The sequence below is a fragment of the Amniculibacterium sp. G2-70 genome, from assembly GCF_014353055.1.
Classification (GTDB): Bacteria; Bacteroidota; Bacteroidia; order Flavobacteriales; family Weeksellaceae; genus Amniculibacterium; species Amniculibacterium aquaticum.
The window spans coordinates 434,841-449,951 of sequence record NZ_CP060698.1; the positions used below are offsets into that span (position 1 = coordinate 434,841).

Genomic DNA, 15,111 nt, shown 5'->3' on the forward strand with positions numbered 1-15,111 from the left:
AATATTCATTCACTGAAAACTAAAAATCAAGGCGTTAAGCTTTCAAGAAAGTGAGTGATAAAATTAAAAACTTTCAAAAGATTAAAATACTTTTAAAAAGATTTGATTCTCACTAAAAATTCCAAATAAATGATTGAAAAATACTATTTTCGCAGAATTGTATAAATAAATCATGAAAAATTGGACATTTAAAAAATGGAACACCCTTTTGGGATGGGTTGTTTTCATCATTGCACTAACCACTTACCTTAGCACCATGGAAAGGAGTTTCAGTTTTTGGGACTGTGGCGAATACATTTCATCCGCTGTAAAACTTCAAGTTACCCACGCTCCTGGAGCGGCTCTCTTTCAATTGGTTGGAGCCGTAGCAGCGATTTTTGCCATGGGACAAGGCGAACTGTACTCCATTGTGATCAATGCCATGTCGGCTTTGTTTAGTGCATTTACCATTTTATTTTTGTTTTGGACCATCACGCATTTGGTAAGAAGACTTCTAAACAAAGATTTTGATGAGATCACAAAACACCAAGAAATTTCCATTTTATTTTCAGGACTTATCGGTGCTTTAGCCTTTACCTTTTCGGACACATTCTGGTATTCGGCTGTGGAAGGCGAAGTATATTCTATGGCTTCCATGTTTATTGCTTTGATTGTTTGGCTCATCACCAAATGGGAAAATGAATATCACGAAAACGACAACCAAAGATGGATTATCCTTATCTTTTTTGTAACCGGACTTTCTGTTGGTGTACACATGATGTGCATGTTGGCCATACCGGCAGTTTGTTTGGTGTACTACGCTAGAAATTACACATTTTCTTGGAAATCATTCATTTGGGCCAATGCCATCACTCTGGTCGTACTGAGTTTTGTTTTCAAAATCATCTTCCCGGTGATCATGACTTTCTTTGGGAAAACGGAAATATTCGCGGTAAACGGTTTGGGATTGCCTTTCCATTCGGGTACCATCATTGCATTTATTTTATTGATTCTTGCGAGTTATTTCGCTGTTAAATACGCCAACAAATCGGGTAGGAAAATTATACAAACCATAGCATTATCGGTTGTTTTCATGATTCTTGGATTCTCGTGTTGGTTGGTTATCCCTATCCGTGCCAATGCCAACCCACCGATGAACCTGAACGATCCGGACAATGCCATCGGGATGTTGGATTATTACAACCGTGTACAATACGGCGATTGGCCAACCATCTACGGACAAAACTACACCGCTTATTTGGATGCAAATGGCATTGAAAAAAATGAAGACGGCAGCTATAAAAGTGTGGACAAAGGAGTAATTTATGAAAAAGACGAGCAATCTGGAGAGTACCGCGAGGTAGGCAGAAGATTTGATTATGTGTACAACCCGGCCCATGTGAGTTTTATGCCAAGAATGTTCAACGAAAGTCAGGATGTTATGTCCAACTACATCAGCATGTACGGCGCACCGGACTTCACCTTCAACTATTCCAACGAAGCCATAGCAGACAGTCCGGAAGCCAAACAAATTTTTGAAGATTTGCGATCCAAATACGAAGACAAAAGCATCAAGCTGGAGGATTATCTTCAAGCCAAAAAATACGACTTAATCAATGTTCAAAGACCTAGTTTGTCACAAAATTTAGATTATTTTTTCACTTTCCAAAACGGATATTATTTTGTGAGATACCTTCTTTGGAATTTTGTTGGAAGACAAAATGACCTGGAGGGAAATATGGAAAACACCAAGGGAAATTGGATTTCCGGAATTCCGTTTATTGACCAAGCCAATGTTGGAGATATGAGTAAAATGCCTGCAAAATTCAACAATGAAAGTACGGTTAAATTCTTTTTCTTGCCACTTTTGCTAGGGTTAATCGGCTTTTTCTTCCAACTGAACCGCGATTTCGGCAGATTTTACGCCATCCTATCTTTATTTGTACTTACCAGTATAGGAATTGTTTTTTATACCGGAGTAAAGCCTTTCGAACCTAGGGAGAGAGACTATGCCATGGTGGGCTCGTTCTACGCATTTGCCATTTGGATTGGTTTGGGAGCTGCGGCTATCTTGTGGTTTATTCAACAAAAAATAAAATCCAATGGAATTAATATTGCAGCCGGAGTGATCTTGTTGGGTATTCCGCTAATGATGGGCTTCCAAAATTATACACCACACAACAGAAGTGGCAGAGAGGCGGCTCACGATTACGCCTATTCTGTACTGAAATCTTTGCCAAAAAACGACATCATATTTGTGTACGGTGACAACGACACCTATCCGGTTTGGGCGATACAAGAAACTGAAAACTTCCGTGACGATGTGAAAGTGGTCAACTTTACCCTACTTTCTACCCCTTGGAATATTGACCAAGTAAAAAGAAGAACTTACAATGCCATGCCTGTACCAAGTGTACTTTCTCATAACGAATATAGAGAAGGCACCAACGACCAAATCTATCTGATGACACCGAACGATTGGAAAGGAATTTTCGACAATTTGCAAGAACAAGGAGCTCCGGAAACTGCTTTTGCTGGATTTAGGAAGTTCATCACTCAAGATTCCATGACCATGAAGGAAGCCATTAACTTCATAAAACATAAATCTGCGGAGAAAGACGAGATCTTGAAAATGATTTTCGGTGAAGAAAAGTACGAAAAGTTCAACTTCTTGCCGGTTAGTAAATTCATACTTCCGGTGAATAAAGAAAATGCGGTAAAAGCAGGAATTATCACAGCAAAAGATGCTGCATTGGCTGCAGATCAAATCGTTATCGATTATAAAAAATCGTCGATGTTTAAAAACAATTTGATGCTTATGGACATCTTGGCCAACTTCGATTGGAAAAGACCGATCAGCTTCTCAAATGGTGGAATTTATGATGATGAAAATGTTTTTTTCCTTCAAAATTATCTTCAGATGGACGGATTCAGTTTCCGTTTGGTACCGATATATACGAAACAAGATGCCAGTGGCGAAATCGGAAGAGTGGACGGCAACCAACTGTACCAAGTGGTGAAAAACTTCAAATGGGGCAACTTTAAAGATCTAAATGTACATTTTGATGAAACCTGCACCTCCAACATCATCACTTACAGAAGCACGGCTTCCAGAGCTGCTCAGGCTTTGGCAAAAATGGGAGAAAAACAAAAAGCAACTGAACTTTTGGATTTGGCAAATGCTGAAATCCCGGCAAGCAAATATTCCGATGTGCGATCGTTGAGCTATTTGGTTACTGGATATATCGCTTCCGGACAAGAAGCCAAAGGACTGAAAATGGCCGACGAACTTAAGAAAACCATCTTCAAAGAATACGATTATTACTTGGGACTAAGCGCTAAAGAGCAAAAATTTGTTAAAAGAGAAATGAGGGTAAAACCAATGGAATACTCTCTTGTGGTGAGTGCTGTTGCGGATGCTTATGAAAGAATGGGACAAAAGGACAAGGCCTACGATTACATTAGCAAATCCTTAACACCAATCGACAAACGCTTTAACGAATTTGTAAAAGATTTGGAAATGATCGGCAAGGAAAAAGCCATGAAAGAATCGGAAAAAGTACAAAACATCACCCCATTTTACCAATACTTATTTGATGTGATGGATCCTTACGACTCCACTTATTCCAAAGAGAAAGAAAGCCAGATTACCAACGCCATTATCAAGGTAACCCAATAAAACAGAACGGACAGCAATGTCCGTTTTTTTATTCTCTTTTTAAAAATTATATTTGCAAAGCACAAAAATACATAGACTTGAAAAACACAAACAAAATACCGGTTTACGCAGTAATTTTCACCATTCTTTTCAAACTGATTTTCCTAGCAACCCAACACATTCAGGAAGATGCACTCATCACTTGGAGGGTCGCACAAAACCTGTTGGATTATGGAGTGATCGGCTTTAATGGAGAAGAGAAAATATCCTCATCGACCACGCACTTGTACATGTTTACCTCTTATTTTTTCAATCTACTTTTTGGGAAAATCAACTTTGTCTATCCACTTTTAATTTTCAACTCCATATTATTTACAATAGGCTCTTATCTGCTGTCGAAAGTATTACTAAAAGATGTCTGGCATCAAGCTGTATTCATCTTTTTATTTGGGATACTGCCACCCTCCATTAAGATTTCTATTTTGGGTATGGAGTACGGGTTGTTGTTTTTCTTAGAGATGAGTTTAATTTATTTTGGGTTTTTCAGAGAGAAAAAATGGGCGCTCATCCTCTTCCCCATTCTCATATTGTTTGCAAGAATAGATACGGTAATTTTCCTAGGAATTGTCTTTTTGGTGGATCTTATTTGGACAAAAAAAATCCGATGGTCTTATATTTTGGGGGGAATTTTGGGACTTGGTGTCGTTTTCGGATTCAATAGCTTGTACTTCCACGAAGTGGTGAACAACACCATCACAGCAAAACAATTGACCTACGACAGAAGCTTTACCACGGCACAAAACTGGGAATATTTTTATTTGAATTATGGAAACTTTTGGGGAATGATAAAGCTTCCCGGAGCCATCAACCCGATTACTTGGGTGGTTCTTGTATTCGAAATTTTAGCTTTCATTTTCATCATCAAAAAGAAAGAAGAAAGAAACCGTTTTCTATGGATGGTTTTTATTTTTGGTTGGGCAAAACAGTTGATATTCATTTCACAAAAAAGCCTATTCGATTGGTATTACTGGGTACCACAAATTCTGCTTTTTGTCCCTATTTTGATCTTGATTTTGGAACAAGAAAGGAAGAGAAAACTTTGGCTTTCGCTCTTAATTATTTTCTATATTTTGCCCATGGTAGCCTTTCAAACCGTGCATTCTATCGCCACAGGAAATGGAGAGTGGAATTACAGAAGACACATCGGCTTGTACTTGGACAGTATAGAAAAAGATAAAAACCAATGGATTTTCTTAGAACCTGCAGGTTATGTTCCGTATTTCTCGCATCTAAAAACCATTGACGAAGTAGGATTGGTCGATAAAAAAATTCAAGATGAAATAAAAAAGGACAAATCCCATTATAAAATTAACACCATCAAGAACAGAAAACCAAAATATTTGCTTTCTTACAAGGACCTTTCGCAAGACGAAAATGCCGATTATTACAAGGAAAATTATAAACTCATCAAAGAATTTAGAATTAAAGACCATCTGAAATCCAACAATAAAATTTTGGAGAAAATCTACAGACTAAAACCATCGGGGACGGATTACAACCTTTACCAAAGAAAATAATCCCGATAGTCAATTAATATATCATTTAATTTCAATATTTTTGATTCTCTGTAAAAAACAACATGAAAAAAATTTCAATTGCATTTTTAATAACATCATTCACTTTTGGTTTCGCACAAAAAACCAGTGATTTAAAATTTGACACTCCAATTTCAGAAGCAGAAAACCAATACATTGCTACTGAAAGCAAAACACCCAAGCAATATACTTTTGGTTATGTATATTACGACTCTATGGCGGGTTACAGTTATAGGCACATCGGAGAAATACTCAGTGATGAAAATGACAATATAATTTTAAAAAAAGATCCCAAAGCAGAGCATGCTTTTATTATTTTTAGAATAGAAAATTTTGCTTTGAAAGTTTCTAAAATACCACAAACATTTATTGAAAAATCTAAGCTAGAAGCAGAACCGGAATGGTTAAAATTTTATAAAACAAATGATACGGATCAAGAAAAAAAATTAAATAGAGCCAGCTCTTTGAACGGTGGCAATGCTCCACAACTTGCCCTGCCCATCTTAGAAAAGTTAAGAAGTGAAAAATTCTTCAACAATAAATTCTATTTTGAATTGGCTTTTTCCTACAATGCTTTAGGAAAATTTCCCGAGGCAGAACAAATTTGTGACGAAGCCTTTAAAAACAATTTCAAAGACGAATTAATTTATAAAGAATACATCTATTCTTTACTCAATCAATCCAAAATTACAGAAACTGAAAAATTCATCGTTAATAATATTTCAAATTTTAAAATCCCGACTTACAAAGCCGAAGCCATAAGCAACCTGATCCTTCACAGCAGTCACAAAAAAAGAAATGATATTGCTAAAAAATGGTTGATAGAATTTAAAAAAGAATTCGATACAGAACGATATAAAAAACAAATAGAACTTTTAGAATCTACAATACAAAAAAATGATACAACATCTTCATAACATCCAACACAAAAATTCAAATAACTTTTTCCTAATTGCCGGTCCATGCGCCATAGAAAGCGAAGAGATGGCTTTTGAAATTGCAGAAAAAGTAATTGCAATAACAAACAAATACGAAATCCCCTACATTTTTAAAGGAAGCTTTAAAAAAGCCAACCGCTCCAGAGTCGATTCTTTCACAGGAATTGGTGACCTGAAAGCCCTTGAGATCATCAAGAAAGTAGGACAACATTTCAACATCCCAACCACAACCGACATCCACGAAAACGAGCATGCCGCTCTTGCTGCACAATATGTTGATGTATTGCAAATCCCCGCTTTCTTGGTTAGACAGACCGATTTGGTCGTTGCAGCAGCAAAAACCGGAAAGGTAGTAACGCTGAAAAAAGGACAATTTCTGTCTCCTGAATCCATGCAATTTGCCGTACAAAAAGTGAAAGACTCCGGCAACGATAAAGTCGGCATTATCGAAAGAGGAAATTCTTTCGGATATACCGATTTGGTTGTAGATTTCCGTGGGATTCCTACGATGCAAAAATACGCCCCGGTTATCCTGGACATCACCCACTCTTTGCAACAACCCAACCAAGAATCTGGAGTTACCGGCGGGAGACCAGAGCTTATAGAAACCATTGCCAAAGCCGGAATTGCTGTGGGTGCAGATGGACTTTTTATAGAAACCCATCCGGATCCTTCGTGTGCAAAATCCGATGGAGCCAATATGCTGAAATTGGATCTTTTGGATGACCTCTTGGGGAAATTAACCAAGATTAGAAAAGCAATTAATTAGAAATAAAACTCATCAACCTCATAAAAACTCACCTCGTTTGAAAAAACTTATCCTCACATCTCTGGTTTCTTTACCTGTATTTTTTATCGCTCAGAGTAAAAAAGATACAACAGCAAGAGAATCAAACATAGAAGAAGTGGTTTTCCAAAAAAGGAATGCTCAGAAAAACACCGACCTTACCCGTGTGAAGATTTCAGCAAAAGAAGCTGCACAGATTGCCTCAATCTCTGGTGGTATCGAAGGACTAATAAAGACTTTGCCTTCGGTGAACTCCAACACCGAACTCTCTTCACAATACATGGTAAGAGGTGGAAATTATGACGAAAACCTAATCTACATCAACGATATAGAGATTTATAGACCTTTTTTAATTCGAAACTCCATGCAAGAAGGGATGAGCATCATCAACCCGGATATGGTTTCCTCGGTTAATTTTTCTGCGGGTGGTTTCGAAGCCAAATACGGCGACAAAATGTCATCGGCACTTAATATTTATTACCGAGAACCAGAAAAATTTGAAGTGGCCGGAGAAGCCAGTTTGATTGGAGGGAGATTGTCAACCGGTTTTGCTACTCGAGACAAAAAACTTACGGCACTTATCTCTGCTCGTTACCGAAATACCAATTTGGTACTGAATACTTTGAAGGAAGATACGGACTTCAACCCAAAATATATGGATTTCCAATCGTACATCAACTACCACATCAACCCGAAACTTTCGGTTTCATTTGTTGGGTTTTGGTCCAAGAACGATTACGAAATGATTCCTAAGAAAAAAGAAGTCGATTTTGGTAGTTTGCTCACCCCACTAAAGCTCACCGTGTACTACAACGGAAAAGAGAACGACCAGTACAAAAACATGATGGGTACAGGAAGCATCACCTACAAACCTTCAAAAAAAGTAAAAATTACTTTGGATGGTTTTGCATACCAAAACCGGGAAAGAGAATACTACACCACAGCTTCTGCCTACATGTTGCAAACTTTTGATCCAGTAACCGGAGAGCCTGTAACTTCTTATGATGTGGGTGGGCAAATCGATCATGCCAGAAACGATTTATTGGTAAAAACCTACGGATCCCAACTGAGAACAAAATTTTCTCCTAATGTAAATACCGATATCGAAGTAGGTTTCAAATATGAAAAAGAAAACCTAAAAGATTTCACCAACGAATGGCAACTGATCGACTCCATAGGATACAGCGTCCCGAGAGTGGTTACCAATCCTGGAACATTGGACGGATCGGCTTTGGAACTAAAGCATTACATTGCCGGAAACAATGCCATCTCTCCTACCCGACTATCGGCCTATTTGCAATATTCTCAAAAGTTGATGTGGGGAAGTTCAAAAGTATTTTTAAATGCCGGAGCTAGAGTTTCGAATTGGTCGTACAACAAAGAAACCATTTTTTCGCCAAGGGCACAATTTGCCATAAAACCCGATTGGGAAGCGGACATGCTCTTTAAATTATCCGGTGGGATCTATTACCAAGCACCTTTTTACAAAGAAATAAAAGATTTGGACGGCAGTTTCAATTCGGACATCAAATCTCAAAGATCCCTACAGATGATCTTGGCCAATGATTATGAATTCGATATGTACGATAGACCTTTCAAACTGACTACCGAATTGTATTACAAAAAAATGGATCAACTAATTCCGTTTTATATGGACAATGTTAGGATAAAATATACCGGGCAGAACAATGCCACAGGTTATGCCTACGGAATAGACACCAGATTGTACGGACAATTTGTACCCGGTGTAGAGTCGTGGATCTCGGCAAGTTACGCTCGTGCTTTTGAAAACATCGACAATCAAGGTGATATTGCAAGACCAACCGATCAGAGATTCAGGTTTGCCATTTTCTACCAAGACTACATGCCAAAATTCCCAAAAATGAGGGTAAACCTAACGGGAGTATATGCCATGGGATTGCCAACAGGAGCACCTCCATACAGCAATTCTTACCAATTCCAAAGGACTTTGCCGTCTTACAAAAGAGTGGATATGGGATTGTCCTATGTTTTTATAGATCCTAAAGAAAAGAACGATCGTTGGGGATTTTGGGGAGCTTTTGACGAACTTACTTTGGGCGTACAAGTTTTCAATGCCTTCAATATCAACAATACGGTTGCTAACCAATGGGTTACCGATGTCAATACCCAATACATCTATCCGGTACCGACCCGGTTAACCGGTAGATTTTTCAATGTAAAATTAGAATTTAGAATAAAATAAATTTTAAAAAAGCACTCTATTTCCAGAGTGTTTTTTTATTACCAACCGTTGCATTATCAAATGCTTGATTGCATCCTTCTTATTGAACAAATAAATGCACATTAAAAAAATATCTATATATTTGTAAATTATACATAACTTAAATACATGGACCCCGACAGTTTAGTCAAGATTTTCATTGCCCTTTTCCTCGTTTTACTCAATGGCTTTTTCGTAGCCGCAGAATTTTCTATCGTAAAAGTTAGATACTCCCAAATCCAGCTGAAAGCCGCCGAAGGAAACACCATGGCAAAGCAGGCAGAACACATCCTAAAACATCTGGACGCCTATCTATCAGCAACACAATTAGGCATTACCCTCGCTTCTCTAGCATTAGGATGGGTAGGAGAAAGTGCTTTAGAACATGTTTTTATGAGTCTTTTCACGACCATGGGAATAGAATTTTCAGCCGGAACCATCACTACAGTTTCCATGGTGGCCAGTTTCTTATTGATCACGGTTATGCACATCGTTTTTGGTGAGTTGGTCCCTAAATCCATTGCGATTAGAAAACCAGAACCTACGGCATTATTCATATCCTATCCACTTCGTGTTTTCACCAATCTTTTCAAGCCGTTTATTTGGTCTATGAATGTTCTTTCCAATGCATTCCTTAGGATCATCAACATCCATCCGGCATCGGAGCAAGACATTCACTCGTCCGAAGAGTTGCAACTTTTGGTAAAACAAAGTGCAGACTCTGGAGAAATAGAGGAAGAGAATTACGAAATCATCAAAAATGCATTTGACTTTACCGACCATTCGGCAAAACAAATCATGGTGCCTAGACAAAATATTTTATCCATTGACATCACCGATGAAAAGGAAGAAATTTTGAATAAAATATTAGAAAGCGGATACTCCAGATTGCCCGTTTACGAAGACTCTATCGATAACATCATCGGGATTTTTTATACCAAAGAAATTATTCGTGCCTATGTAAAACACAAAGGAGAGTTGGAGCATTTTGATTTTAAAGATTACCTTCGTGAGCCATTTTTTGTGGTGGGTTCCAAGAAAATTTCAGACTTATTAAAGGTTTTCCAACAAAAGAAACAACACTTGGCCATCGTTATCGACGAGTTTGGTGGTACCGAAGGCATCATCACTTTGGAAGATATTTTGGAAGAATTGGTGGGTGAGATCCAAGATGAAGAAGACGAAGAAGAAAAAATGGTGGACCGAATTGGCGACAATATTTTCTGGATCAAATCGACACAACCTTTGGATGAAATCAACGAATACCTTCCAAAAAAATTACCTCTTTCAGAAGAAGGAGATTATAACACCTTGTCCGGTTTTATCATGCATGAATTGGGAGACATCCCAGAAGAAAATCAAGAATTCGACTTTTACGATTACCATTTCAAAATTTTAAAAATGCAAAATAAAAGTGTCGAATTGGTCGAGTTAACCTACGATCCTAAAAACATCATGGACACTATGATGGATGAAATTAGCGAAAATTAATTTTTTTATTTTGAGCAATGAATATTGACGATATGTATTTATACGACGATCCGAAAAGGAAATATGAAGAGGATGTTTTGGTATTGGACGATACCGACGAAGTCTATAAATTGGTCCTTCATAATGACGACATCCACACCTTCGATTATGTGATCGATTGCCTGATAGACATTTGCAAACACACCTTAGAACAGGCAGAACAATGTACCATACTGGTTCATTACAAAGGCAAAGCCACTGTAAAAACGGGAAGCATGGATCTGCTAAAACCCATGCACGAAAAACTAATTTCTAAGTCTTTGACCAGTGAAATTGTTTAACAAAAGCCCCACGAACATCATAAAAAAAACTACTCCGACTGGGGTAGTTTTTTGTGTTATGAAAACGATTGTAGAATCTTTTATTTTCCCTTTACTTCCTTATAGTGTATGTAGTAATTTTTATTAAACTCAAACTGAGTATTTTTTTTAATTTTCATTTTCCCCCACTTGTCGGATAATAGCACAATGGTGTAATCTCCAAATCTTAAAGGCATTGTGAAATCTTCAACGGTATTTTGCCAACGAAAATAAACTTTATTTTTTTTGAAATAATATTCCAAAACAGGCACTTTGGTTGTTCTAAGATACTGATCAAATACCGATGAGAAATCCATTCCGGACTTGGCGTTTATGTACTCTTCCACCTGCTTGGTGGTCACCGTTTGATGGTAGAAATCCTTGTTAAGACCCCGAAGTATGGATCTAAATTTCTCGTCATCGCCGATCACCTGTCGTATGGTATGCAGCATATTGGCCCCTTTGTAGTACATGTCTCCACTACCTTTGCCTCTTACACCATACGCTCCAATGATAGGTATGTCGTTCAAAATAGCTCGTCGTGTTCCTTGTACATATCTATCGGCAGAGATTTTGTCCATAAATTTTTCCGTAAACAGCGTTTCGGAATAGCTGGTAAAGCTTTCATGAATCCACATATCGGCTTGGTCTTTGGCGGTGATGTTGTTGGCAAACCACTCGTGTCCACTCTCATGAACGATGATAAAATCCCAGTTCAATCCTACTCCAGTCCCAGAAAGATCCCTTCCCAAATATCCGTTTTCGTAGTGGTTACCGTAGGCAACATTGCTTTGATGCTCCATTCCCAAGTAAGGTGTCTCAACAATCTTGTAGGAATCTTCGTAGAAAGGATACGGACCAAACCAGAATTCTAGAGCTTTTAGCATGGGTTTTACTTGTTGAAACTGTTGTTTGGCTTTGGATAAATTTTCGGCCAAGACCCAATAATCCAAGTCCAAATTTCCTTTTTCGCCCAAATAATGGTCTTTAAAATTGACCAAGTTACCAACGGTTGGCACTATGGAATACGCATTGATGGGATTTTTCACTTCCCAAGTCCACGCTTTTTTACCGTTGCTCTTTTCTGTAGAAATTAATCGTCCATTCCCTACTCCGACCAAATCTTCGGCAGTTATGATTTTAAGCTGAATGCCATTCTCCGGTTCGTCACTCCAAATATCTTTGATGGGCAGCCAAAGCGAGGCGCCATCACCTTCTTGGGCAACAGACATCCAAGGCTTTCCGGAACTGTCCTGAGCAAAAACCCAACCTCCATCCCAAGGGGCATTTTTAGCAATTCTTGGTTCTCCGAAAAATTCGATTTTCAGTTTTCCTTTTTCACCTTTTTTATAATTTTTATTGGATTTGATGAAGATAAAATCTCCTGTTCTTTCCACTGTAAAACCATCATTTATATCATTAACCAAACGAAAATCCATAGGCTGTTGCAGATCGATTTGAAAAGTTGGAGTCGTAGTGTCTTTCAAGATTTCGAAAGATATCTCGTTGTATCCTTGCAGTGATTTTTTCTCAAAATTGGGTTCAACAGAAATGGTATATTTTTTAACATCCCAAAAATCTCTGTATGCGGTATTACTGCCTTTCAAAGTATCTTGTTTTGTTAAATTTTGTGCCAAAACCAAATTTGACAATAGCAATAAAGCGAGTCCTTTTTTCATTCGTTTTCAATTATCAATTCAAAAATAAGAAATAATCTGAGCAATCCCAGTTTACACCCTTTTAAATAAAAAAAAAGCGACCGAAGCCGCTCCACGATATTCTTAATAAAATTAATCTCTATTTTTAAGCATGATCCACCCGGAAAATTTAATAGGGGTTTCTTTTATATCGTTTTCTTTCCAAGTGATAACATACCAATAGGTACCGGTTGACAGTTTTCGACCTCCCAATTTTCCGTCCCACTTGTAATTGTTGTTTTTATTGGCCTGATGAACTACCACTCCGTAACGGTCAAAAACGGTAAATGTAAAATCTTTTTTATAACCCAATGCCGAATAATCGATTGTGTCGTTGTAACCATCGTCATTTGGCGTAATGAGATTCACCAAATTGGGTACGGTAACTTCGGTGATAATGGGTTGGCAGTTGCTTTCGTCTTTGACATAAATTTTTACTTGTCCTCTAAATACACCCGTAAAAACATTGGATGATTGCCAATTAATATTGTCTATTGAATATTGATACGGCGCTTTTCCACCAAAAACAACAACAGAAAGTGTTGCATTGGTTACATCGACATGGGTAATCGTGGGTACTTCAGCAGGGATCACCTTAACTTTTTGCAAAGTTGTGCAACCGTCTTTGCTTAGTTTCACCCAATAATCACCAACACCAATATTGCTTATGGATGAAGTGGTCGCTCCTGTGCTCCATTCGTATGCTATATAACCGGGACCTGCATCCAAAGTTGTCGTATCTTCTGTACAAATTATTTGATCTTTAAGAATCGGTGAAGGTTGAGGAAGCTCTACAAGTAAAGTAATTTTAGCAATGTTATAACAGCCTTGATTGGTGCTCACTTTCACAAAAACAAATCCCGATGGAGCATTATAAACCGTTGGATTAAGAATTTCGTTGGTCTCGTTAACGGCATCGGTTGGTGATGGATAATACTTTTTCACCACTCCTGGAGTCCCTGTAACATTGGCTTGGGTAAGATTAAAAATTCCGTTGGTTGTAAGATTTTCTAAGAAACAGGTTTTCAAAGTTTGATCGTTTACCAATGCGTTCAAATAAATTTGAAGTGAAACTTTTGCAATACTCGAACAGCCATTGGCACTGGTCACCAACACATAGACATCAGTAGTTGGAGAGGTATAAACAAATGGATTCTGAATCTCTATCCCGGCATTGAGATCGGCCATCGTTGCAAAATATTTTTTGGTTGCCGTAGGGTCATTAATCACATTGGCCGTGGTAAGATCATAAGTAGCAAGTCCTGAATTGTTATTTTGACAAGAGGTCAAAATCGCATCATTGGCTACAAAAGGCGTTGGATGGAGTTCAATAATTCCATCTCCATTATCACACAAAGTTGCTGTAGGATCCTTAATAATCACCTGCACATTGGTATTTCCAGTATATTGAAAGTTGCTTGGATCGGCCACCGGTGTTGTACTCCCCTGCACCACATAAGTAAAAGTATAATTTGCCGGATTGGCAACAAACTGATTTTCGTACTGTGTAAGATCTACAGAACCCAAATTGGTATTGGGATTGATGCACACCTCTGGAGTAATGTTGTTTTGAAAAATAGGTACTTTATCAACATAAACTTTTACATTTTTTATGGAATGCCTAGCACTGGCACCACCTGTTGCAGCAGAAAACCCGAAATAACCCTGTCCCATGCCAATTGCTCCATTGGAAGGTGCAAAAGATTGATTGACGATTTGCACATTGTCCATAGTGATTTTTATGATCCAATTGTTGGGATTGGCAGGATCAACCTCTCCATTTACAACAACATGTTTAAAGGTAGGACCAACGAAAGGTTGTGTAGAAATTAGATCTGGCGAATGAAATGTACTTCCGGGGGTGTTGTTAAATTCTATATTATTTCCTGGCGTATTATTGGTGCCGTACAACAAATGAATTTTACTCATCTGCCCTTCTGTGGTGTTGTTAAAAATATCAAATCCAACCATTAAACCCGAGGCATTTGCGGGAATTCCCAATCCGCCACCAGAGACAAAACCCGTTGGGGGATTGGACAAATACCAGAAAGTAAAACCATCACCTCTGCCGTAGGTTGTCGTTCCGTTTCCATCAATTCGAAAATCGAACTCCACTTTCCATTTATCACAATATTTAAGATTAATAGGATCATTGAGTTTGATGGCTCCGTACAAACCTCCTTGATCGGCTGTTAACTGCACAAAATCCGTACTTACAATCGCATTGGACACCAAAGACCATCCGTTGGTATTTACAGGATTTCCGGTGAGTTGATAGGTTTGAGATTGTAAAAATTGATAATTAAAAAAGATGAAAATAAAAAGCAACGCCGATAGAGATTTTCGCATATTCATTCGTTAATACTGGTTAATATAAGTTTTTGAT

Annotated in this window: 9 protein-coding genes; 7 read left to right on the forward strand and 2 right to left on the reverse strand. The window is 38.0% G+C overall.

What is annotated here, in order from left to right:
* The first annotated feature begins 172 nt into the window (after positions 1-172).
* From H9Q20_RS01990 to H9Q20_RS02020, 7 genes are all read left to right on the forward strand, one after another.
* Positions 173-3,658 (forward strand): DUF2723 domain-containing protein, encoded by a 3,486-nt coding sequence (locus H9Q20_RS01990; protein ID WP_187478166.1) that lies wholly within the window; start codon positions 173-175, stop codon positions 3,656-3,658.
* 77 nt (positions 3,659-3,735) lie between these two features.
* A complete protein-coding gene (locus H9Q20_RS01995) occupies positions 3,736-5,214 on the forward strand; it encodes a hypothetical protein (RefSeq protein WP_262385558.1) in 1,479 nt (492 codons plus the stop codon).
* A 62-nt stretch (positions 5,215-5,276) separates the two neighbouring features.
* On the forward strand, positions 5,277-6,149 hold the full coding sequence (locus H9Q20_RS02000) for a hypothetical protein (protein WP_187478167.1): 873 nt from the start codon (positions 5,277-5,279) through the stop codon (positions 6,147-6,149).
* A complete protein-coding gene (kdsA, locus tag H9Q20_RS02005; protein ID WP_187478168.1) occupies positions 6,130-6,939 on the forward strand; it encodes a 3-deoxy-8-phosphooctulonate synthase in 810 nt (269 codons plus the stop codon). Before H9Q20_RS02000 ends, kdsA begins: the two co-directional genes overlap by 20 nt.
* 37 nt (positions 6,940-6,976) lie before the next feature.
* The gene (locus H9Q20_RS02010; protein ID WP_124642687.1) at positions 6,977-9,181 is read left to right on the forward strand and encodes a TonB-dependent receptor plug domain-containing protein; all 2,205 of its coding nucleotides are present in this window, start codon (positions 6,977-6,979) and stop codon (positions 9,179-9,181) included.
* Positions 9,182-9,328: 147 nt separating this feature from the next.
* Complete coding sequence (locus tag H9Q20_RS02015) at positions 9,329-10,690, forward strand: hemolysin family protein (protein WP_124642686.1); 1,362 nt, start codon at positions 9,329-9,331, stop codon at positions 10,688-10,690.
* 32 nt (positions 10,691-10,722) lie between these two features.
* The gene (locus H9Q20_RS02020; protein ID WP_124642706.1) at positions 10,723-11,010 is read left to right on the forward strand and encodes an ATP-dependent Clp protease adaptor ClpS; all 288 of its coding nucleotides are present in this window, start codon (positions 10,723-10,725) and stop codon (positions 11,008-11,010) included.
* A gap of 80 nt (positions 11,011-11,090) precedes the next feature.
* Here the strand turns inward: H9Q20_RS02020 and H9Q20_RS02025 are convergent, their stop codons facing one another.
* A complete protein-coding gene (locus tag H9Q20_RS02025) occupies positions 11,091-12,707 on the reverse strand; it encodes a M1 family metallopeptidase (RefSeq protein WP_187478169.1) in 1,617 nt (538 codons plus the stop codon).
* Between the two features lie 111 nt (positions 12,708-12,818).
* Positions 12,819-15,074: a T9SS type B sorting domain-containing protein gene (locus H9Q20_RS02030; protein ID WP_124642682.1), complete on the reverse strand. Its 2,256-nt coding sequence runs from the start codon at positions 15,072-15,074 to the stop codon at positions 12,819-12,821.
* Positions 15,075-15,111 lie beyond the last annotated feature (37 nt).

Coding starts and splice junctions, on each gene's coding strand:
- kdsA (WP_187478168.1), top strand. CDS start 6,130: ATGATACAACATCTTCATAACATCCAACACAAAAATTCAAATAACTTT.
- H9Q20_RS01990 (WP_187478166.1), top strand. CDS start 173: ATGAAAAATTGGACATTTAAAAAATGGAACACCCTTTTGGGATGGGTT.
- H9Q20_RS02020 (WP_124642706.1), top strand. CDS start 10,723: ATGTATTTATACGACGATCCGAAAAGGAAATATGAAGAGGATGTTTTG.
- H9Q20_RS02025 (WP_187478169.1), bottom strand. CDS start 12,707: ATGAAAAAAGGACTCGCTTTATTGCTATTGTCAAATTTGGTTTTGGCA.
- H9Q20_RS02030 (WP_124642682.1), bottom strand. CDS start 15,074: ATGCGAAAATCTCTATCGGCGTTGCTTTTTATTTTCATCTTTTTTAAT.
- H9Q20_RS02015 (WP_124642686.1), top strand. CDS start 9,329: ATGGACCCCGACAGTTTAGTCAAGATTTTCATTGCCCTTTTCCTCGTT.
- H9Q20_RS02000 (WP_187478167.1), top strand. CDS start 5,277: ATGAAAAAAATTTCAATTGCATTTTTAATAACATCATTCACTTTTGGT.